At 44.8% G+C, this 21474-nt stretch carries 11 protein-coding genes; 8 read left to right on the top strand and 3 right to left on the bottom strand.

What is annotated here, in order from left to right; translation table 11 throughout:
* Positions 1-3: 3 nt before the first annotated feature.
* The 3 genes from C5745_RS07985 to C5745_RS07975 form a co-directional block, all read right to left on the bottom strand.
* Positions 4-1203: an efflux RND transporter periplasmic adaptor subunit gene (locus C5745_RS07985; RefSeq protein ID WP_105716469.1), complete on the bottom strand. Its 1200-nt coding sequence runs from the start codon at positions 1201-1203 to the stop codon at positions 4-6.
* Between the two features lie 81 nt (positions 1204-1284).
* Positions 1285-1884: a TetR/AcrR family transcriptional regulator gene (locus tag C5745_RS07980; protein WP_105716468.1), complete on the bottom strand. Its 600-nt coding sequence runs from the start codon at positions 1882-1884 to the stop codon at positions 1285-1287.
* A gap of 119 nt (positions 1885-2003) precedes the next feature.
* Positions 2004-6017, bottom strand: a complete 4014-nt coding sequence (locus C5745_RS07975; RefSeq protein WP_105716467.1) for a hybrid sensor histidine kinase/response regulator transcription factor — start codon at positions 6015-6017, stop codon at positions 2004-2006.
* A 296-nt stretch (positions 6018-6313) separates the two neighbouring features.
* Here C5745_RS07975 and C5745_RS07970 point away from each other — a divergent pair, with 296 nt between their 5' ends.
* From C5745_RS07970 to C5745_RS07935, 8 genes are read left to right on the top strand one after another with little or no spacing between them, the layout of a single operon-like run.
* On the top strand, positions 6314-7765 hold the full coding sequence (locus tag C5745_RS07970) for an MFS transporter (RefSeq protein WP_243403283.1): 1452 nt from the start codon (positions 6314-6316) through the stop codon (positions 7763-7765).
* A gap of 22 nt (positions 7766-7787) precedes the next feature.
* Positions 7788-8924, top strand: coding sequence for an endo-1,4-beta-xylanase (locus tag C5745_RS07965; protein ID WP_105716466.1), 1137 nt, complete (start codon positions 7788-7790; stop codon positions 8922-8924).
* Between the two features lie 19 nt (positions 8925-8943).
* The gene (locus C5745_RS07960) at positions 8944-9906 is read left to right on the top strand and encodes a glycoside hydrolase family 43 protein (RefSeq protein WP_105716465.1); all 963 of its coding nucleotides are present in this window, start codon (positions 8944-8946) and stop codon (positions 9904-9906) included.
* 18 nt (positions 9907-9924) lie between these two features.
* Positions 9925-11967, top strand: coding sequence for an alpha-glucuronidase (locus C5745_RS07955; RefSeq protein ID WP_105716464.1), 2043 nt, complete (start codon positions 9925-9927; stop codon positions 11965-11967).
* A 31-nt stretch (positions 11968-11998) separates the two neighbouring features.
* Positions 11999-14584 carry a glycosyl hydrolase 115 family protein gene (locus C5745_RS07950; protein WP_105716463.1) on the top strand — a complete coding sequence of 862 codons (2586 nt, stop codon included), beginning with the start codon at positions 11999-12001 and terminating at the stop codon, positions 14582-14584.
* A complete protein-coding gene (locus C5745_RS07945) occupies positions 14584-16458 on the top strand; it encodes a sialate O-acetylesterase (RefSeq protein ID WP_105716462.1) in 1875 nt (624 codons plus the stop codon). Before C5745_RS07950 ends, C5745_RS07945 begins: the two co-directional genes overlap by 1 nt.
* Before the next feature lie 30 nt (positions 16459-16488).
* Positions 16489-18597: a glycoside hydrolase family protein gene (locus tag C5745_RS07940; protein ID WP_105716461.1), complete on the top strand. Its 2109-nt coding sequence runs from the start codon at positions 16489-16491 to the stop codon at positions 18595-18597.
* Positions 18598-18620: 23 nt separating this feature from the next.
* Positions 18621-21275 carry a glycoside hydrolase family 3 C-terminal domain-containing protein gene (locus C5745_RS07935; protein WP_105716628.1) on the top strand — a complete coding sequence of 885 codons (2655 nt, stop codon included), beginning with the start codon at positions 18621-18623 and terminating at the stop codon, positions 21273-21275.
* Positions 21276-21474 lie beyond the last annotated feature (199 nt).

The following is a 21474-nucleotide window of genomic DNA, read 5'->3' as shown; positions in this document are numbered from 1 at the left end:
AGATTAGTGATTGTTTTCTGTAGTTACTATTTGAGGCGTGATCGTCTGTCCTTCCTGTAAAAGATCTATCCCCTTATATACGATACGGTCTCCCGGTTCTATCCCTTTTTCGACTAGGTAGTTTTCGCCGCTCTTGCCCACTACCGTAATAGGTTGCTGACTCACCGTATTGTCGCTTGTTACCGTATATACAAAAATCTTATCCTGAATTTCTATCGTTGCCAATTGAGGAACCAGTAGGACGTCTTGGTAACGTTTTTCCAGACGAATTCTTCCGGTGTTTCCATTCCGTAGAACGCCCTCAGGGTTTGGAAAAGTAGCTCGAAGCGTAATCGCCCCAGTATGCTTATCGAATTGTCCATCGACCATGTCTATTTTTCCAGTATGCTCGTAAATACTTCGATCAGACAGCAATAACGTCACGGGAGGTACTTGTTGTAATTTTTGTTCCAATGTTTCCCCCTTCGTATCACTCTTGAAAGCGATAAAGTCGTTTTCTCCGAGCGAAAAGTATACGTGTAATGTCTCGACATCAGATAGCTGCGTGATTGGTTCGCTGTCCAATGGACTGACCAAACTCCCTTGCTTTTTCAGCAGCCGTCCGATAAAGCCTGCTGTAGAGGCTCTGATCTCTGTGTAGCCGACATTGATTTTTGCCGCTTCCACTGCGGATTTTGCTTGTTGTACACTCGCTTCCGCTGCATGGTGTGCACTGACCGCGGCTTTTAACTGGAAGTCGGTTAGTACCTTGTTGGCGACAAGACGGGTCTTTTTTTCAACTTCCAACGCTGTATTCTCTAAAGTGGCTTCAGCCGCTTGTAAATTAGCTCTTGCTTGGTTGAGTTGTTCTTGGTACGGCCGGTCATTGATCTTAAACAATAACTGCCCTTTCTGCACTCTGGCCCCTTCATCAACATAAATCCGATCGAGAGCGCCTTCTACTTGGGGACGTACTTCGATTGTAGAAGCTCCTTCGATAGACGCCGGATATTCTTGGTAGATGATCTGATCATCACTGGCTAACGTAACGACAGGTAATGCGGGTGGCGTGGACGCAGCGGGTTTGCCGGTACCCGTCGTACAGCTGTAAAGAAAAGGTATCATCCCTATAATAAAGAATGTCCTTACGTGATTAAGTGATTTAACAGTGTTAAGTAATAGAGCCTGAAGATGCAGTAAATTAGTGGATTGTTGCGTTGTCATTTGTAAAGGTTGTTTTTAATTTTAAAGTTGATATTTTACAGTGTTAAATAACCTAACGTTGTATCTTTTTTGCGAAAAAAATTAGTCGTTTAGCGAACGTGTGATCCCATAAATGGCATCTTTAAGCACCTGTTGATTGGTAATCTCTCCATTTCCTTTATCTACCAAGTTTATGGAGATGAGACCGTGGATAACAGACCAATAGGTGAAGTATTTTCGACAAATTAAGTCTTCGGATGGCTGCTGCTCGGTCATAATCTCTCGGATTACATCGGCAATGAGTTCACCAAAAGACGGTCGGCCGCTCTCATTTTTCTCCGCTCCGCAACAAGCTGTTCCAATGCCAAACATGAGTTGGTAGAGCTCACGTTCTTCGAAAGCAAAATCCCAATAGCTAAACCACATAGCCTCAAGTTGCTTTTCTAACATGCTTTCTTTAGCTTGAGCCTGTTTGACCCGTTTCGCTAACAAAAGGTGTCCTTGTTTCGACAGCTCATTCAAGATAGCTTCTTTGTTGGCAAAATATTCGTAAATCATCGGAGCTGTGTATTCGATAATATCGGCGATTTTCCGCATGCTCAGCGCCTGCCACCCTTCTTCCTTGACAATCTGAAGGGACGCTTCCAGAATGGAATTCCGGTTTTCGTCTTTAAGGCGTTGAATGCGCTCTTTGCTACCCATGTTTTAATTCTATAAAATCATTTAACACTGTTAGGCAAAATTGCGTATTTTAATTTTTTCCAGTGACATCGTAATGTCATTAAAATTCTTAGTGTAATTTTTTCAAAAACAGAAGGGGATTAACTGTGTTGCTTTGCGTGTCGATTTATATATTCAGACGGACTTAAACCGTACATTTTTTTGAACAATGTGGAGAAATGTGTTTGGTTTGTAAAACCCAGTGCATACGCCACCTGCGAAATGTTCATCTGTTTTTCTAGCAGTAGTTTCTCTGCCTGTCTGAGCCGTATATTTCGAATGAATTCGCTGGTAGAGATACCAGTTAACGCCTTCACTTTACGATGTAGTTGAACGCGGCTTAAACCGACTTCATCGGCTAGCAACTGCACATTGAGGTTCGGGTCTTCTAGGTACTTGTTAGTGATGCCAACAATACGTTCCATGAGGATTTCATCGCTGGATTTAAAGGAAATCGTCTTTACTTTCCCTTCCTGTTCTTGGGCTCCCGAGTATTTCCCTTTGACCGTCATTCGGTTTTTAATCAAGTTTTCGGCCAGCATTAATAATTCGTCGATCAAAAAGGGCTTTGTGAGATAGGCATCGGCGCCTAGACCAATCCCTTGCATACGGTCCTCGTGATTTATTTTTGCGGTGAGAAGGATGACAGGGATATGGTTTGTCGTGCTATTGCTCTTCAACTTTTTGACGAGCTCAAACCCATCCATATCGGGCATGGAGACATCTGATATGACCAAATCAGGGAACTGCGATAGGGCGAGTTGAAATGCTTCATTTCCATTCTCTGCAGATATGATCTTGTAGCTACCTTGCAGTTCTTGGCTTACGTAACGAAGTATATCTTTCTCGTCGTCTACGATGAGTACCTTGAAATTTGTCTTATGAGATACGACTTTAATGGGAGCGACTTCCGTTTCTATAGGACTGGGCGTTCCGAGCACAATTTTGCGGTTGTTCTTTTCATTTTCAACCGGCACTTTTTCTACTTGCGCCTTCGGCAAGTGGCTTGTTCCCATCGGAATCTGTATACGGAAGCAACTTCCCTGTCTGTCTGTCCTATTTTCGGCAGACACTCTTCCGCCATGCTTTTCAACCAGTACCCGGGTGAGGTGGAGACCAATGCCCGATCCTTGCGGTCCCCCCGAAATCTGATTGTCTCCTTGGTAGAACCGTTTAAAAATATTAGCCTTGTCATCTTCAGGGATACCAGGCCCGGTATCTGTTACAGCTATTTCTGCGTAGCTTGCTTGTTTCGTATTCTGTTTAGTGAACGAAGAGGTAATGTGGACGTTTATAGTACCTCCTTCGGGGGTATATTTAAAAGCGTTAGACAATAGATTATGGAGTATTTTATCCAAGCTATTGGCGTCGACCCAAACTGGTATGTAAGTGGATCCGGAAGTTACTTGGAACGCTATACTCCGTTCTTGTGCTTGCTGTTCAAACGACTGCGCACATTGTATCGCAAGGTCTGTCAGGTTAGTCTCCGTAAATTTCAGCTTCAGTTGACCGCTCTCCAGTTTGCGGATGTCCAAAAGTTGATTGACGAGGTTAAGAATACGATGTGCATTTCTACGCATATTTTGCAGCGTTTCTCTCGCATTTGCATCCGGCGCATTTTTAATTAGTTTATCGATTGGGCTAAGCACCAGCGTGAGCGGCGAGCGAATCTCATGCGAGATATCGGTAAAAAGCTGCAACTTATAAGCATGTAGCTTTTCCAATCGTCTTTCACGAAGATAGTTTGCAATCAGGAGAAGGATGCCGACAAATAAACCAAGGTAGACGAGATAAGCTAACGTACCGCGGTACCAAGGAGGCATGATATGTAACGTAAGGAATTTGCTCTCCGAATACGCACCAAATTTACAGGCCCTGATTTCCAGTTCGTGTTCTCCAGGCGAAAGATTGTTGTATGTAATAAGATTGACACCTGGTAGCGTGGTATTCCAGGTTTTGTTAAAACCTTTTAGCCGGTATTCATAATGAATGTTTTCTGGACTGTTAAAGTCCATTGTAGATAATTCGAGTGTAAAACTATCGTCCTGATTGCCAAAATAAAATTTGTTTGCCGTCGCTAGACTTTGCGTGTAGATAGGCTTCCCGCCAGACAAATCTCCCGGTTTGATTGTCTGGTTTCGGATGTATAAGTTGGTGACGTATACGGGATGTGTGTATTTCGTTAATTGAACCTGTTCTGGATAAAAGGAGGTGATGCCCTGTTTCCCCCCGAAATAGATTTTGCCTTCGGGTTCTTGATAATAAACGGAACGGTTATACGAACGATCAACTAAACCGTCTCCGGTGTAATAGGTAACGATCCGATCTTCTGTAGGATTTACATAATTGATACCGTTGAATGTACTACACCATATATTTCCCCTTTTATCTTCACCAAGTCCGGAAATAACATTACTGGATAGCCCGTTATTGGTCGTGTAACTTGTTAACTTTCTGCTTCTTTTATCAATCTTATGCAGACCATTATAAGTTCCGATCCAGACGTTCTCATCCTTGTCTTCTAGTAAAGAAAGTACGATTTGTTCCGAAAGATCCTCGTTTGCCCATTGATTTATGAATGTTTGCGTCTGGGGGTCATAACAACTGATACCCTTGTGATGGCCGAGCCAAATTAAGCCGTTTTGACCACATAAAATAGTATTGATCCAGTCATTTCCCAATACGCCCTTAGGGTTAGTTGTATCGTTCATGGTGAAGAGTCTGGATGTGCTGCTGGCCGGATCATATTCTACAAATCCGTTTCCGAATGTTGAGATATACAACTTGCCGTTTTTTCCCAAAACCATTGTTCGGGTTTGCTTCTCCGGAAGGATATCCATATATATCGCGTCGTTACCTCCTTCGTCAATCTTTCCTAGTCCGCGTCTAAAGGATAAGAACCATATATGGCCACGTTTGTCTTCCAAAACCTGCATGATATCCTGAAGATGCGGATATCTCTTTAGTATGTGGCCTGTACTATCTGCTTTAAATAGCCCCGCACCTTCCACACCATACCAAATATGGCCCTGTTGGTCGGTAGTAATGACGTTTATTTTTTTGCTATCTGATTCCTCAACTTCTAGTATACGCCAAAATTCGAATTGACGACTGGAAGCCGGTATAAAAACCAGGCCGCGCTGGAACCAGCCTAGCCAGAAATTACTTTCTTTATCTTGAAAAAAAGTTCTTATACTGGCTTTGCTATAATTTTTATCGAGATTGGGCAATTCTGTTTGGCGTATCAACAAGGGCCGTTTCGATAAGTTTAAGTGCCATATACCACCGCTCTCCGAACTCATGACGACATTTCCATCCTGTGCAAGCTGCATTTCATTGATCGTCGGACGCCGTTCGTTTTCAAATGTCAGAGACGTGAATTCACTGAGCGACTTATTGGCTAGAACTACGCGGGAATCGTACGCTAGTATAATATCGCCAGAAGACGTGTTCGTCATGCTATATTTTCCGCCCTTGGGAAATGGAACCTCATCGTCGGAAAACTTTCTAGTGTGTTGGAGGTCGGCCGATATACAAATAACACCGGAGCGATCAGTAGCTATCCAAACCCGATGTCTGCTATCTTCCAAAAGCTTGCGCCCATACATACCGCCTGCAAGTTGATTAACATGTTCTAACGAATGAGCAGTGCCCCCCTTCATATCAATGGAAAAAAAACCCCAGCCCGAGGTAGCGACCCATAATGACCCGTCCGCGCGTGTCAGAATATCGATAATGTGAGGAGCAATCTGATCGGGGAATTTAATCCGAATAAACTGTTCGCTATTATCATCGTAGTATTGAAGACCATTTGAACACCCGATCCAGAGACGGCTATTTCCATCTCGATGAAGAATAGTGACATGATTACTAGATATGGAACTGCTATCTTGTACATCGTGAAGATACTGAACAAAACGTACCCCATCGAACTTATTGAGACCGTATTCGGTAGCTATCCATATATATCCGTTGTGATCCTGCGCCACGCTCGTAATTAGATTAGACGACAGTTCGCCAAATCCGTAATCTCTTTGATCATAAATGCGGGTAGCTTGCCCATTAACCACGAGCGTACAGAAAAAAAATAGCGAAAGCAAAAATACTCTTAACATCGGTTTTTACGGTTATCAAAGGGGAAGATACAAAATCTATTCATTCCAATGGCAATACAAAGTATTTTTTTAGACACAAAACGGGTTACGAATCGAGGCGCGAAACGGAAAGAAATGAATATGTAACATATGGAAAGGTCTTTGCAACAAAAGAGAGATCGAATGTAACGTGCCGGATCATTTTTGCTAACCTATTGATTTACCTTTACTTCACGTTTTTGATTAGTTCGTGTTATCTCCTTGATACACCCGGATTGATCCTGAAATAAATAAGCTAAACACTGTATAAATCGTTTATGAGTACGAAACAATATATGCGCGCAATCGAAATCCACAACATGAACGCAGAAACACGTTTGGTAAATGAATCAAAAGGCTTTTATAAGCTATCCCATGTACAACGCATAGGTTTCGGATCAGGCGATTTAGCCCAGAACCTGATTTACCAAACGGTTTCGATGTACCTACTTATTTTTTATACGAATGTTTTTGGCATTTCCGCTGCAGCTGCCGGTGTCATGTTCCTCGTGGTGCGGATTGTAGATGTTATTTGGGATCCTATTGTAGGCGCCTTTGTCGATAAACGTAATCCGAAGATGGGTAAATACCGTTCTTATCTGGTGTTGGGAGGAATTCCGCTCACGGGTTTTGCGATCCTGTGTTTTTGGAATGGATTTTCCGGGTCGTTGGTCTATGCCTATGTGACCTACGTTGGTCTGTCTATGCTTTATACGCTGATCAACGTTCCCTATGGGGCGTTAAACGCATCGCTGACCCGGGATACAGACGAGATTACTAAGCTGACATCAGCACGTATGTTTATGGCGAATCTAGGTGGTCTGGCTGTGGGATACGGTGTGCCTATTGTCGTGCAGCATTTTTCACCAGATGGTAGAATCAATTCCCGTGAATCAGGAGAAGCTTGGTTTATTACGATGACCATTTACGCCGTTATCGGTCTGTGCTTGCTGTTGTTTTGTTATACACAAACGAAAGAACGTGTGGTAATGAATGAAGAGGAAACCGAGAACGTAAAGGTTTCCGATCTGTGGGTCGAATTTAAGCACAATGGTCCGCTTCGGGTTTTGGCGTTCTTTTTTATCACGGCATTTGCTATGATGGCTATTGGGAATTCCGCCGGATCCTATTATATGATCTACAATGTGCAGGCGCCCGAAATGCTGCCCTACTTTATGGCTTTAGGATCTATTCCTGCGTTCATCTTTATGCCCCTGGTGCCGGCTATCAAGCGAGCTATCGGTAAGAAACAGATGTTTTACGTCTTCCTCACCGTTGCTATCGTTGGAATGGTTATGCTTTATGTTATATCGATAGTTCCTTCCTTAAAATCACAGATCTGGTTGGTGCTTGTTGCGCAGTTTGTAAAATCGACCGGTATTATTGTCGCCACGGGTTATATGTGGGCGTTGGTTCCGGAAGTAATATCCTACGGCGAACATGCAACAGGTAAGCGGATCTCCGGTATCGTCAATGCGCTGACGGGGATTTTTTACAAAGCAGGGATGGCGTTGGGCGGCGTCGTACCCGGCTTGGTATTAGCGTACGTAGGTTTTGATAAGGACAATATTTTGACACAATCGACCTTAGCCGAGCAAGGCATTTTATGGCTTGTAGCCATAATCCCGGCGATTCTCTTAATCGTGGCCATGTTTATTATTTCCAAATACAAGTTGGAAGACGATCTGATCGATAAAATTAATTATGAGATAGAAAATAGACACAAATAGTAGGCAGAAATATAAATTAAATATGAACATAGTAAAGACCGTCATTTTAGCTGGAATAGCTACGTGGAGTGTGGGCTGCACTTCTACAAATTCACAGGTAACTAGTAAGAAGAATGAGGCCATTTTTAAGGAGGCTTATGCTGAACAGTTTTACGTAGGCGCAGCTTTAAACTTAGAACAGATATGGGAACGAAATCCGGTTGCTAGCAAGGTAGTCGAGCAGCATTTTAGCTCTGTAGTTGCTGAAAACTGTATGAAAAGCATGTTTATGCAGCCCAGGGAAGGCGAGTTTTATTTCAAGGATGCCGACCAGTTTGTTGCATATGGTGAAAAGCACAATATGCATATCGTGGGCCATACCTTAATATGGCACTCCCAAGCGCCAAGATGGTTTTTTTCGGACAAGGAGGGAAAGGATGTTTCGCGCGATGTGTTGATTGAAAGAATGCGAAACCATATTCATACCATCGTATCCCGTTACAAAGGTCGTATTGATGGATGGGATGTGGTAAACGAGGCTATTCTAGATAACGGAGAATACAGAAAAAGTAAGTTTTATGAGATTATCGGCGAGGATTTCATCCCCTTAGCTTTTCAATTTGCACATGAGGCCGATCCCGAAGCGGAACTCTATTATAATGATTATTCGACGGCTATTCCGGCTAAGCGTGCAGGTATCGTACGGTTAGCCAAGAAGCTACAGGAAGCGGGGATAAAAATCGATGGCTTGGGCATGCAGGAACATCACGGGTTGACCCATGCGTCCTTGGAAGAAACGGAGAAAACAATTAATGATTTTGCAGACTTGGGTGTTAAGGTTATGGTTACGGAAATGGACATATCGGTTCTACCGCATGCAAGAAGGCATGTAGGTGCCGAATTGACCGACACGGCGGCCTATAATAAGAGCTTAGATCCTTATAGGGAAAATCTGCCGGAGGATAAAATGAGTGAATTGGGAAGACGCTATGTTGATTTCTTTAAATTATACCTGAAGCATCAAGACAAAATCAGTAGGGTGACTTTGTGGGGGGTCGGTGACGCCGATTCCTGGAAGAATGACTGGCCAATCGAAGGACGCACAGATTATCCTTTGTTGTTCGACCGGAACTACGAACCGAAACCGTTCTTTAAAGACCTTATCGATCTGGCAAAATAACTCGATATACCTGTAAAATATGAAGACTTCTAAATATTTAGTTCCCAATGATTATATGGCAGATCCGTCCGCTCACGTATTTGAGGATAAGATTTATATCTATCCCTCGCATGACTGGGAAAGCGGTATCGCAGAAAATGACAACGGTGATCATTTTAATATGCGAGATTATCATGTTTTCTCGATGGAAGACCCGGAAGCCGAAGTGATCGATCATGGCGTCGTACTCTCGGTAAAGGATATTCCGTGGGGAGGACGACAGCTTTGGGATGCTGATGTCGCGCATAAGGATGGAAAGTATTATTTGTACTTTCCCCTGAAAGACAAAAATGATATTTTTCGCCTAGGGGTAGCAGTCAGCGATAAACCCGAAGGGCCATTTGACCCTGAAGCAAATCCGATGAAGGGAAGCTATAGTATAGACCCTTGTATTTTCGAAGAGAACGGAGAATATTTCGTTTATTTTGGCGGAATTTGGGGTGGACAATTGCAGTTTTATCGTAATAATAAGCTAACGCCGCCCTGTGAGCTTCCTCATTTTCATGAACCGGCACTTTGTCCCAAAATAGCCAAACTACAGGATAATATGCTGGAGTTTGCGGAAGAACCGCGCGATATTCTTTTGCTGGACGAAGCGGGTAGCCCGCTGAAACAAGGGGATACCGAACGGCGTTTTTTTGAGGCTTCATGGGTGCATAAATATCAGGACAAATATTACTTTTCGTATTCTACAGGGGATACGCATTTGTTGTGTTACGCCGTGGGCGATAACCCTTATGGTCCCTTTACATATCAAGGGGTCATATTGACGCCTGTCGTCGGCTGGACTACGCATCATAGCATTTTGGAGTTTAAAGGAAAGTGGTACCTGTTCTATCATGACGCTGTTCCATCAGGTGGGAAAACATGGCTACGGAGCATGAAGATGGTAGAGTTGGAATATGATAAACAGGGATTGATCAAAACAATTGCAGGACAGTAACGCACAAAAACAATAAATATGTCGCCTATCACAAGATATTTCCTATACGTTACCCTTCTACTGCCGTTTCTGGGGCATGCGGAAAACGGTAGCCAACTTTGGTTAAGGTATGTGCCTGTTGAGAAGTCTGTTGTGAATAAACGGACTATCGATCTGCGTGCTACGCATGCTATGGCTCAGTTGGCCCAAAAGGAGCTCGAGAACTACTGGGCGGGACAGTCGGTGGTGTTGAAACTAGATAAAAAGTTGACAAGATTAAAAGAAGGTTATGTTATTAAAGGTAATATCTCACGTATTGAGCTTGTTGCTGCGGAACCAGTCGGGCTACTCTACGGCGCCTACCACTTATTGCGCTTGCAAGAGATGGGAGAGGACATAAACCATCTACAGGTCGAAGAGATCCCCGATTATGATATCCGCATATTGAACCATTGGGACAACCTCGACAGGACGGTAGAAAGGGGGTACGCGGGTTATTCTTTGTGGAAATGGGAAGAATTGCCTCATCAACTATCGCCGAGGTACGAGCAGTACGCCCGGGCGAATGCTTCTATCGGAATCAACGCTACTGTGCTGAATAATGTCAACGCATCACCGGAGATTCTGACGTCTCATTATATCGTAAAGGTAAAAGCCTTGGCGGATGTTTTTCGGAAATACGGTATCCGCGTATATTTATCCGCTAATTTTTCATCGCCAGCACTGCTGGATGGTTTGGCTGACTCCGATCCTTCGCGTAAAGAAGTGCAGGATTGGTGGAATACAAAAGTCAAAGAAATCTACCAACATATTCCCGATTTCGGAGGCTTTTTAGTTAAGGCCAATTCGGAAGGGCAGCCGGGGCCGCAGGATTACGGGCGTACACACGCTGATGGAGCTAATATGCTTGCCGATGCACTGAAGCCGTACGGTGGCGTGGTGATGTGGCGTGCCTTCGTTTATAACCCGTCGGAAGAGGATCGCGCGAAGCAAGCATATCAGGAGTTTGTACCGTTGGACGGCGAATTCCGGGACAATGTCATCATCCAGATCAAAAATGGGCCTATCGATTTTCAACCAAGGGAGCCGTTCACGCCACTTTTCGGTGCTATGCAGCATACTGCGCAGATGATTGAATTCCAGATTACACAGGAATACCTAGGTTTCTCAAACCATTTAGCTTATCTGGCCCCTTTGTTTAAGGAGACGCTGGACGCCGATACCTATAGTGCGGGAGAGGGGAGCACGGTGGCACGTGTAACCGATGGGAGTATCTGGCGACACAAGAAAACCGCTATTTCGGCAGTGGCTAATATTGGCGAAGATACGAACTGGACAGGGCACCATTTTGGCCAGGCAAATTGGTATGCGTTTGGCCGTCTGGCTTGGAATCATGCGCTGTCTTCGGAAGAGATTGCAAGAGAGTGGATTCATATGACGTTCACCGGAGATGCTGATTTTGTAAAACCTATTCAGCAGATGATGATCGATTCGCGTGAAGCCGTGGTCGACTATATGATGCCGCTGGGACTGCATCATATTTTTGCTTTCGACCATCACTATGGACCGGAACCATGGGGGGATCGGAAAGGAGGAAGACCTGACTGGATGCCGTGGTATTATCATAATGCCGATACTGCGGGATTAGGATTTGATCGCACAACAACTGGAAGCAATGCCGTATCACAATATAGTGAACCGCTGCGGAGCATATTCAATACCATCGAAACCTGTCCGGAAAATCTGTTATTGTGGTTCCATCACGTGCCGTGGACACACAGTATGAAAAGCGGACGCACCTTATGGGATGAACTCTGTTTTCATTACGACCGAGGCGTACAGGAGGTGCGGGGGTTTCAGAAAATCTGGGATAAGCTCGAACCGTATGTCGACGAACAACGATTTAGCGAAGTACAATCCAAACTGAAAGTTCAAGCAAAAGATGCGGTGTGGTGGAAAGACGCTTGCTTGTTGTACTTTCAGACGTTCTCCAACATGCCTATTCCATACGAGATCGAACGCCCGATTCATGAATTAAAGGACTTAAAAAAAATAAAACTAAATATGAAGCATCATAATTAATTGTAAACTATATATTAAAACAACAATGTAAATGATGAAACATTTTATACTAATATTAGTGTCGGCAATGATTACCGCACACGTACTGGCCATCGACCACAAAGGAATAACCGGCACGCAGTTGTCTTCCGATCGGCTAACGCTGATCGAAAAGGGAGTACCCAGCACGATTTTGATTGATGAAAACGAGGATGGGGGAGTAATGATCGCAGCCAAGAATCTTCAGGAAGACTTTGGCAGGGTATCGGGCAACCGCGCGCCCTTGATTTTTAAACCGAGTAACAACCGCTTGGTTATAGTGGGTACGCTCGAGAGCCGTTACATCAAAGAACTGATTAATAACAAAAAGATAGATGGTGCCGAGTTGATCGATAAAAACGAAAAATACCTGATGACCGTCGTGGACAACCCCATGGTTGGAGTAAAAGAAGCGTTGGTGATTGCCGGTAGTGATAAGCGGGGCACGATATATGGGATATACGAGTTGTCTGAACAAATCGGTGTGTCACCGTGGTATGATTGGGCAGATGTTCCCGTAGTGCAACAACAGAATTTATCTATTGCTCGAGGGGTTTACACCGCAGGAGAACCGGTTGTGAAATACCGGGGTATATTTTTGAATGACGAAGCACCTTGTTTAACCACCTGGGTATTCAATACATATGGAACGAAATACGGAGATCATCGGTTTTACGGCCGTGTATTCGAACTGATTCTTCGTCTGCGCGGTAATTTCCTATGGCCGGCTATGTGGAGCTGGAGCTTCTATGCAGATGATCCGGAAAATAGTAAAATCGCCAATGAAATGGGGGTTATTATCGGTACCACACATCACGAACCGATGGCGCGCAACCATCAGGAATGGGCGAGAAAACGAAAAGAGTATGGTGTGTGGGACTACAGCACGAACCAAGAAGTGATTGATCGCTTTTTCCGTGAAGGAATAGAACGGGCACAAGGCACCGAAGATCTGATAACTATTGGTATGCGCGGCGATGGCGACACGCCTATGGGGGGCAAGGAAGGAGAAGACCATAATTATGTGGCGCGTGAGCAAGAAAATATCAAACTGTTAGAGAAGATCATTAAAAACCAAAGAGAGATCATAGAGGACGTAACGGGCGATGCACCTGAAAAGCGCCCCCAAGTTTGGGCGATATACAAGGAAGTACAGCGTTATTTTGACATGGGACTGCGGGTGCCCGATGATGTTATCATGCTGTTGTGCGACGATAATTGGGGTAATGTACGCCGTTTGCCGAGAGGAGATGAAAAGAATCACCCCGGAGGGTGGGGGATGTATTACCATGTTGACTATGTAGGAGCTCCCCGTAATACAAAATGGCTCAATGTCACGCCGATCCAGAATATGTGGGAACAGCTTCAGCTGGCCTATGATTATGGGGTAGATAAGCTTTGGATCGTGAACGTTGGAGATCTAAAGCCTATGGAATATCCCATCACGCTCTTTCTGGACATGGCCTGGAATCCAAACAACTTTTCTGTAGATAATCTGTTGGACCATACGCGACAATTCTGTGCGCAGCAGTTCGGCGAAGAACAGGCAGATGAAGCTATGCGCATCTTGAACTTATATAGCAAATATAATGGACGCGTCACACCGGAAATGCTTGACCGCCACACTTACAATATCGAGACGGGCGAGTGGAAACAGGTAGCTGACGAATATGTTAAACTAGAAGCTGAAGCCTTACGCCAATACCTTTCGCTCAAGCCGCAATACCGGGATGCGTATAAACAATTACTCCTTTATCCGGTACAAGCGACCGCAAATCTATATGAGATGTACTATGCGCAAGCTATGAACCACAAATTGTACAAAGAAAATAATCCACAGGCAAATTTGTGGGCCGACAGAGTTGAGGAAACGTTCAAGCGTGACGCAGAGCTGAGCCACGATTATAACCATGTGATGGCCGACGGGAAATGGAACGGCATGATGATTCAGAAGAAAATTGGCTATACCTCATGGAATGATAATTTTCCCGAAGATACCCTGCCGGAAATACATCGTATGGAGCACCCAGAGAATGCTGTAGGTGGTTATCTCTTTACCTGTAAGGATGGTGTAGTTGTGATGGAAGCGGAACATTATTTTGAAGCAAAAGATGCGTCCGAAGCCACTTGGACGGTTATTCCGTATCAAGGACGGACATTAAGTGGTATGGCGGTGATGCCTTATTCGAAAGCAGTCAATGGTGCTTCGCTTTCCTATAAGATGCAGATTCCAAAAGATGTCACTGAAGTTACCGTACATGTGGTAGTTAAATCGACCTTAGCATTCCATGACAATAAGGGGCATGAATATACCATTGGATTTGCGGGTGGTGAGGAGAAAACCATAAACTTCAACGCAGATTTAAATGAAGATCCAGAAAACATCTATACGAAATTTTATCCTACGGTTGCTCGTCGCGTGGTAAAGAAGGACGCGAAGTTTCCGCTGCCGACGACGGACGACGGCGTACAGACATTGATCGTAAAGCCATTAGATCCGGGTATCGTGTTTCAAAAAATAATCGTCGACTTCGGCGGTTATCAGGAAACTTACCTTTTTACGGATGAATCGCCCAATCAACGAAATAGGGATTTATAATGAGAAAGAATAGCATTGTTGTGTTGTCACTTTTAGCCCTGTTGGTAGGGTGCTTTGATCTAGTTGCAGCGAAGGTACGGCTTCCTCGGCTCATCAGCGACAAGATGGTTTTGCAGCGTGACATCGACCTGCACATTTGGGGTTGGGCAGATGTCAGCGAGAAAGTAACCGTTCGGTTCCAAGGTAAATATTATTATACCGAGGCTGGAAAAGACGGCAAATGGACAGTGCAGTTGCCTCCGCAAGCGGCAGGAGGGCCATATATTATGGAGGTTAACGAAATCGTGATTCGCGATATTCTGATTGGCGACGTGTGGCTGGCCTCCGGACAATCCAATATGGAAACACCAATCGCACGTCTGACGAACCGCTACCCGGAGATAGATGTATCCAATAACCACATGATCCGCCATTTTAAAGTACCGACACATAACACAGTTGAATCGGTACAAGAAGATATTCCTAAGGGCGGCAAATGGCACTCCGCAGTGGCTTCAGAGGTCATGAACTGGACTGCTTTGGCTTATTTTTATGCGCAGGAGGCTTATCATCATACGAAAATACCCGTGGGTATGCTCGTCTCTAGCTTGGGTGGTTCTGCCATCGAAAGCTGGATTAGCCAGGAACATTTAAAAGAATTTCCCGATTTGTTGCTTGATCAGGAGGCTATCGATAGTGTAAAGATCGCAGGAACCGATCGAGGTTCTGGAAAATGGACGGAACCGGGTTGGAATGACGCAGGCTGGAAAACCGTATCAGTTCCGGGACTTTGGCGCTCGCAGGGAATAAACACGAAAGGAATGCTCTATTTTCGAAAAAATTTTGAAATGCCCGAGTCCATGGACGGAAGACACGCTAAACTTCGCTTAGGCATGCTGATAGACAGTGATTCTGTTTTCGTCAACGGGCACTTTGTAGGATCAACATCGTATATGTATCCTCCGCGCGAATATGATATCCCCGCAGGGGTGCTCCGTGCGGGGAAAAATAACATCACGGTTCAATTGAACGCGAGCAGTGGCAACGGAGGTTTTGTACCCGATAAGCCTTATAAAATAATAGGAGATGGGGTTGAAGTGGATTTAACTGGAGAATGGAGATACAGGGTAGGACTAGATGTAGACGAAATCAACCGTTATAAAAACCGACTTCACAATAGAAAAACGGCCGGATCGGGATTATATAACGGTATGATTTACCCTATTCGGGACTACGGGGTACGGGGAGTGATTTGGTACCAAGGAGAAACGAATGCCGGTCGCCCGCAACACTATCAAACGTATTTGGAGTCATTGATTGGCAATTGGCGGGAACTTTACCAAGCGCCGGAACTGCCCTTTTTTGTCGTACAGTTACCCAATTACTTAAAAAAATCCAATGAGCCGCAGGAAAGCGGTTGGGCAGAAATACGCGAAGCACAGCTTAAAGCGACGCAAGAAATACCCTATACGTCATTAGCCGTGACGTATGACATCGGCGAATGGAATGATATTCACCCGTTGAACAAAAAAGATCTGGCTTATCGCCTGTTTTTGGGGGCTAGAAAACTTTCCTATGGCGAAAAACTAGTCAGCGCCGGCCCTGTATATCAAGATATGAAAATAGAGAACGACAAGATTGTCTTGTTCTTTACGGAAGTCGGCGGCGGTCTACGAAGTAGAGAAGGTGCGTTGCGGCATTTTGCAATAGCGGGAAGGGATAAAAAGTTTGTTTGGGCACATGCCGTGATCAAGGGTAATGCGGTTGTGATTCATAACGAACAGGTAAAAAATCCGATAGCTGTTCGCTATGCCTGGAGTAATAATCCCGAAGAGGCCAATTTGGAAAATAAAGAAGGACTATTGGCATCTCCATTCCGCACAGACGACTGGTAGAAACAGGTGAGTTTAATAAGACGTATCATTATGAAAAGATCTAGAAGTATGTTTAAGAAGAAGCAAGTCATGTTATCTCTTTTTGCTGCGACATTGTTCACTGTAACCGGGTTAAATGGACAGGATTACGCTATCCAACGAACGATGCCGCAACAAAAATTTGTACATCAAGGTGCCGGCAATCCTTATTTGCCTCTTTGGGAACATTTGCCCGATGGCGAACCTCGCGTGTTTGAAGATCCCGACAATCCCGGTAAATATCGCGCTTACATCATTGGTTCACATGACGTGCGGTTTGATAGTTATTGTGGACCTGATATCCGAATGTGGTCAGCTCCGGTTGAGGACTTATCTAGTTGGCGCGACGAAGGCGCGATTTTTACTTACCAGGTTGATGGACAGTGGGATGTGATGTACGCGCCGGATCTCGTTGAAGTTAAGCGTAAGGATGGTACCAAGGAGTACTATTTATACCCACACAGTCGAGGACAGAACCGTGAAGCTATGGTAGCAAAAGGTAGTCGGCCCGACGGACCTTTTACGCCCATTAACTTAACGGAAGATGGTAGACGTACGGTGCCTGGCAGTAGGATTGGGTTTGATCCGGCTGTGTACATCGAATATATTACGGACCCGAATGATCCCGATTTTGAAATTGGATTTAGAGCATATGCTTACTGGGGATTCCAACGGTCTCTAGCGGCAGAACTGGATCAGCATACGATGTATTCTGTGAGACCGGGAACAGAAATTATTGATCGCTTTATTCCAGCAAGTGCACGTTATGGTGTGTTGCGTGATCCGGAAGGCACTGAATATCCCAATATACTGCCGGGAGAAGATTTAGAGGCGTTTAATTTTTTTGAAGCGTCCTCGATTCGGAAGGTAGGTAACAAGTACGTCTCGGTGTATAGCGGATACTCCGGGCCGGAGTATGGCGTCGGTAGTTCTAACTCGACCTTACGTTATCTGGTGGGAGATTCGCCATTGGGACCATGGAAAAGCGGCGGTGTGTTGATAGACTCCCGCGGACCGGTACCGAATAAGGAGGGGAGTGCGTTGCAAACGACTAACGGGGGACATAATACGCATGGAAGTATTGAAGAAATCAACGGTCAATGGTACGTTTTCTACCACAGGCCGCCGCGAAATTTTGGTTTTGCGCGTCAGGCTGTGGTAGCGCCAATCCTAATCGATTGGGATGAAAAGTCGGTAGCCGAGGGAGGTACGGTGAGAATCCGTGCTTACGATCCGTATGCAAAAAATAATATGTGGACGGCAAAAGATAGCCAAGGGCGGGAATACACAGGCGCTGAAGTAACGTCTGAGGGATTCCATATGTATGGTCTGGATCCTTATCAGTATTATTCGGCGGGATACGCTTCTTATCTGTCAGATGTAGGTACGATGCAGGATTCCTGGGATATCTGGGATAACCACATGCCAATTTCCCCCGTTAAGGACGGGCATATCATCGGGTACAAGTATTTTGGTTTCGGTGGGCTTGATCAAGACAAAAATGGTTTGAAAGCGTTTAATGGAACTAGGAAAGGAAACGAAACAGCCTTTAGTCTTTTTCTTACGCCCAAAACAACAAAGGCATTCAAGGTTCATATCTGGTTAGACGGACCGTGGGATAACGATACATGGAAAGGAACAAAGATGGGGGAAATCGTGGTGCCTGCAAATGCGGAACAGGTCGAAACGAAATTTACGGTCGACGTGGCTAGGTTTGTTGATCATTTGGATCAAAAGCATGCTGTTTACTTGGTGGCGGAGGGAACCGATTCCACGGATCTTTTCGAGTTAAGTGGACTAGGGTTTAGCTCTCGCGACAAGGAAATCAGACGGCCAGTCGTACCTACGGTAAACATTGCCGTCGATGGGAAGGCAATAGCGGTATCAACGACACCAGTTCGCTCGACAAACGCGAATGGCATCGTCGGTTATGATCGTTACGAAACGACTTATAAAATTCCCGCGGGTAAAACAACAGTTCCGGTTATTACCGCTTCTGCCACAAACCCAGACGTGAACGTGACGGTTACACAGGCGAAATCAAGGTCTGGAGCAGCTACGGTAAAATTTGACTATAAAGGAGTCGTGAAAACACATCATATTGTATTCGCTTCGGAATAAAATAGAAACTAATGAGACATGTTATGAAAAGAAAATACTACTTGACAGGGACCTTTCTAGCGTTGATTTTAATGGCGTTTACCTTTAAGGGAAATATAAAAAATCAGACTTATCCTTTTCGTAATCCAGATCTACCTCTTGAAGAGCGGGTCGCTAATTTGATCGGACTATTGACCTTAGAAGAAAAAGTAGGACTGATGATGAACAGTTCGAAGCCTGTGCCCCGACTGGATATCCCAGCCTATGATTGGTGGAATGAAGCGCTCCACGGAGTAGCGCGTTCGGGAAAGGCAACGGTATTTCCGCAGGCTATTGGGATGGCAGCAACTTGGAACGAACCGGGACATCTAGAAACCTTCGAAATTATTTCGGATGAAGCGCGTGCAAAATATAACGAGGCTGTGCGACAAGGTGAACGGGGGCGCTACTATGGCTTGAGCTTCTGGACACCAAATATCAATATCTTCCGAGATCCGCGATGGGGGCGAGGACAAGAGACATATGGGGAGGACCCGTATCTGACAACGCGGCTGGGATTAGCGGCAGTGAAAGGCTTGCAGGGAGATGATGAGACTTATTTTAAAACACATGCCTGTGCCAAACATTATGCGGTACACAGTGGTCCGGAATGGAATCGACACTCCTATAATGCTGTCGTTTCCAATCGTGACTTATGGGAAACCTACCTTCCAGCCTTTAAAGCCTTGGTTCAGGAAGGTAATGTACAGGAAGTGATGTGTGCATATAATGCATTTGAAGGTAAGCCTTGTTGCGGAAGCGATCGACTGATGATGGATATTCTTCGAAATAAATGGGGATTCGAGGGTATGGTCGTGTCGGATTGCTGGGCTATTGACGACTTCTATAAGAAAGGCCACCATGAATCGCATGAAACACCAGCAGAAGCAGTCGCGAATGCTGTATTGACGTCCACAGATTTGGAATGTGGACAATCTTACGAACATTTATTGGAGTCTGTTAAACTGGGGCTGATTACGGAGGAACAAATCGACGTTTCTTTACGACGCGTCTTGCGTGGCTGGTTTGAACTGGGCATGTTTGATCCGGAAGATCGTGTACCATGGAGTACCCTATCGTATGACATTGTGGCCTCCGAAAAACACCAGAAGCAAGCTTTGGATGTTGCGCGTCAATCAATGACGTTGTTGAAGAATGAAAAGCAAACACTCCCTTTAAATAAAGATATTAAGCGTATCGCAGTTGTGGGGGCAAACGCTGCTGATAGCATGATGCTTTGGGGTAACTATAATGGTACACCTACTTCGACTGTAACCATTCTAGAAGGTATTCGGAAAAAAGTGCCAAATGCAGAAGTAATTTATGAAAAGGGCAGTGATTTGGTGGATCCTTGGGTTAGGAATTCGCTATACGGATCGTTTTTGACAAGGGAAGATGGAGAAAAAGGTCTGAAAGTTGAGTTCTATAACAATAATGCTTTAGAAGGAAAACCCGTACGAACAATAACAAATCATTTGGGAATTGAGTATTCTAACCGCGGCGGTACAGCGTTGGCACAGGACGTGAATTTGGAAAATACCTCGACGCGGATTTCCGGTGTGTTTGTTGCGCCTTACACCGGGGAAGTTGTGTTTAAAGCCAACGCGAACGATGGTTACGTTTTAATGTTTGATGGGAAGGAAATTGGTAAAATGGAAGGGCGTGCTGCGGTGCGTGGTGCTGAATATTCCGTGCAGGTTAAGAAAGGGAAATCTTACCCTATCGTATTTGAGCATCGGCAAAAAGGAAGTATCCTAACGATGGGATTCTCAGTTTTTAAAAAGGAAAAAGCTGATTTTACTGAGTTGACCGAACGTTTAAAAGCAGTAGATGCCATTGTCTATGCAGGAGGGCTGTCGCCGCAGTTGGAAGGAGAGGAGATGTACGTCGACGCGGAAGGTTTCAAGGGTGGAGACCGGACGTCGATCGATTTGCCGAAGGTGCAACGCGATTTACTGGCCGCGCTACGTCAAACGGGAAAGCCTGTGATATTTGTTTTGTGTACCGGAAGTGCATTAGCGTTAGAGCAAGACGAGGTAAACTATGATGCTTTACTTTGTGCGTGGTATGGGGGAGAAAGAGCCGGTACAGCTGTAGCTGATGTTCTTTTCGGCGACTACAACCCGGCGGGCCGGCTTCCGGTGACCTTCTATAAATCCTTGGCACAACTGGATAATGCATTAACCCAAACCGGCGACGAAAAACGCCAAGGTTTTGAAAATTACGATATGCAGGGCCGTACATATCGCTATATGAAAGATACACCATTATATCCATTCGGGCATGGATTGAGTTATTCAGCATTCTCCTATGGTGAGGTTACGTTAGCCGAATCAACCATCGACGGAGGTGCTGCGGTAAAACTGTCCGTCCCAGTAACCAATATATCAGAGCTTGACGGAGAAGAGGTGGTACAAGTTTATGTGGCACGACAAGATGATGAACTTGCTCCCGTAAAATCACTACGCGCTTTCACGCGTGTTCCCATTAAAGCAGGGGAAACAAAATTGATTGATTTAGAAATCCATCCAGATGCTTTTCATTTTTACGACGAGCGAAAGGACGGATTGGTGTTGAAGCAAGGTGACTATACTATTATGTACGGCGGAACCTCGGCAAACAGAAACCAGAAAACTTTGATGCTCAAAATCACCCAATAAAAGGTCAAAAAACGCTTAACGTAACGAATTGAAACGTCTATGTTACCTATATGAATAAGCAAAAATAGAGATAAGCGTAACATTGTACAAGCAACCACGCGTTTACTGTATTAGAAAGTTGACGATAGACAGATATTATAAACCTGATTTTTCTGTAGGAACGCCATCGGTTGTGTACAGAAAAATGTAAGAAGTGAAA

Origin of the sequence: Sphingobacterium haloxyli (genome assembly GCF_002980525.1) — a bacterium.
Taxonomy (GTDB): domain Bacteria; phylum Bacteroidota; class Bacteroidia; order Sphingobacteriales; family Sphingobacteriaceae; genus Sphingobacterium; species Sphingobacterium haloxyli.
Note: the sequence above shows the minus strand (reverse complement) of the source record. Positions and strands in the feature narration are given on the sequence as shown.

Excerpts from the sequence above, each read along its gene's own strand:
- C5745_RS07950 (WP_105716463.1), top strand. The coding sequence starts at position 11,999 with ATGATGAAACATTTTATACTAATATTAGTGTCGGCAATGATTACCGCA.
- C5745_RS07960 (WP_105716465.1), top strand. The coding sequence starts at position 8,944 with ATGAAGACTTCTAAATATTTAGTTCCCAATGATTATATGGCAGATCCG.
- C5745_RS07980 (WP_105716468.1), bottom strand. The coding sequence starts at position 1,884 with ATGGGTAGCAAAGAGCGCATTCAACGCCTTAAAGACGAAAACCGGAAT.
- C5745_RS07955 (WP_105716464.1), top strand. The coding sequence starts at position 9,925 with ATGTCGCCTATCACAAGATATTTCCTATACGTTACCCTTCTACTGCCG.
- C5745_RS07945 (WP_105716462.1), top strand. The coding sequence starts at position 14,584 with ATGAGAAAGAATAGCATTGTTGTGTTGTCACTTTTAGCCCTGTTGGTA.
- C5745_RS07970 (WP_243403283.1), top strand. The coding sequence starts at position 6,314 with ATGAGTACGAAACAATATATGCGCGCAATCGAAATCCACAACATGAAC.
- C5745_RS07935 (WP_105716628.1), top strand. The coding sequence starts at position 18,621 with ATGAAAAGAAAATACTACTTGACAGGGACCTTTCTAGCGTTGATTTTA.
- C5745_RS07985 (WP_105716469.1), bottom strand. The coding sequence starts at position 1,203 with ATGACAACGCAACAATCCACTAATTTACTGCATCTTCAGGCTCTATTA.
- C5745_RS07975 (WP_105716467.1), bottom strand. The coding sequence starts at position 6,017 with ATGTTAAGAGTATTTTTGCTTTCGCTATTTTTTTTCTGTACGCTCGTG.
- C5745_RS07940 (WP_105716461.1), top strand. The coding sequence starts at position 16,489 with ATGAAAAGATCTAGAAGTATGTTTAAGAAGAAGCAAGTCATGTTATCT.
- C5745_RS07965 (WP_105716466.1), top strand. The coding sequence starts at position 7,788 with ATGAACATAGTAAAGACCGTCATTTTAGCTGGAATAGCTACGTGGAGT.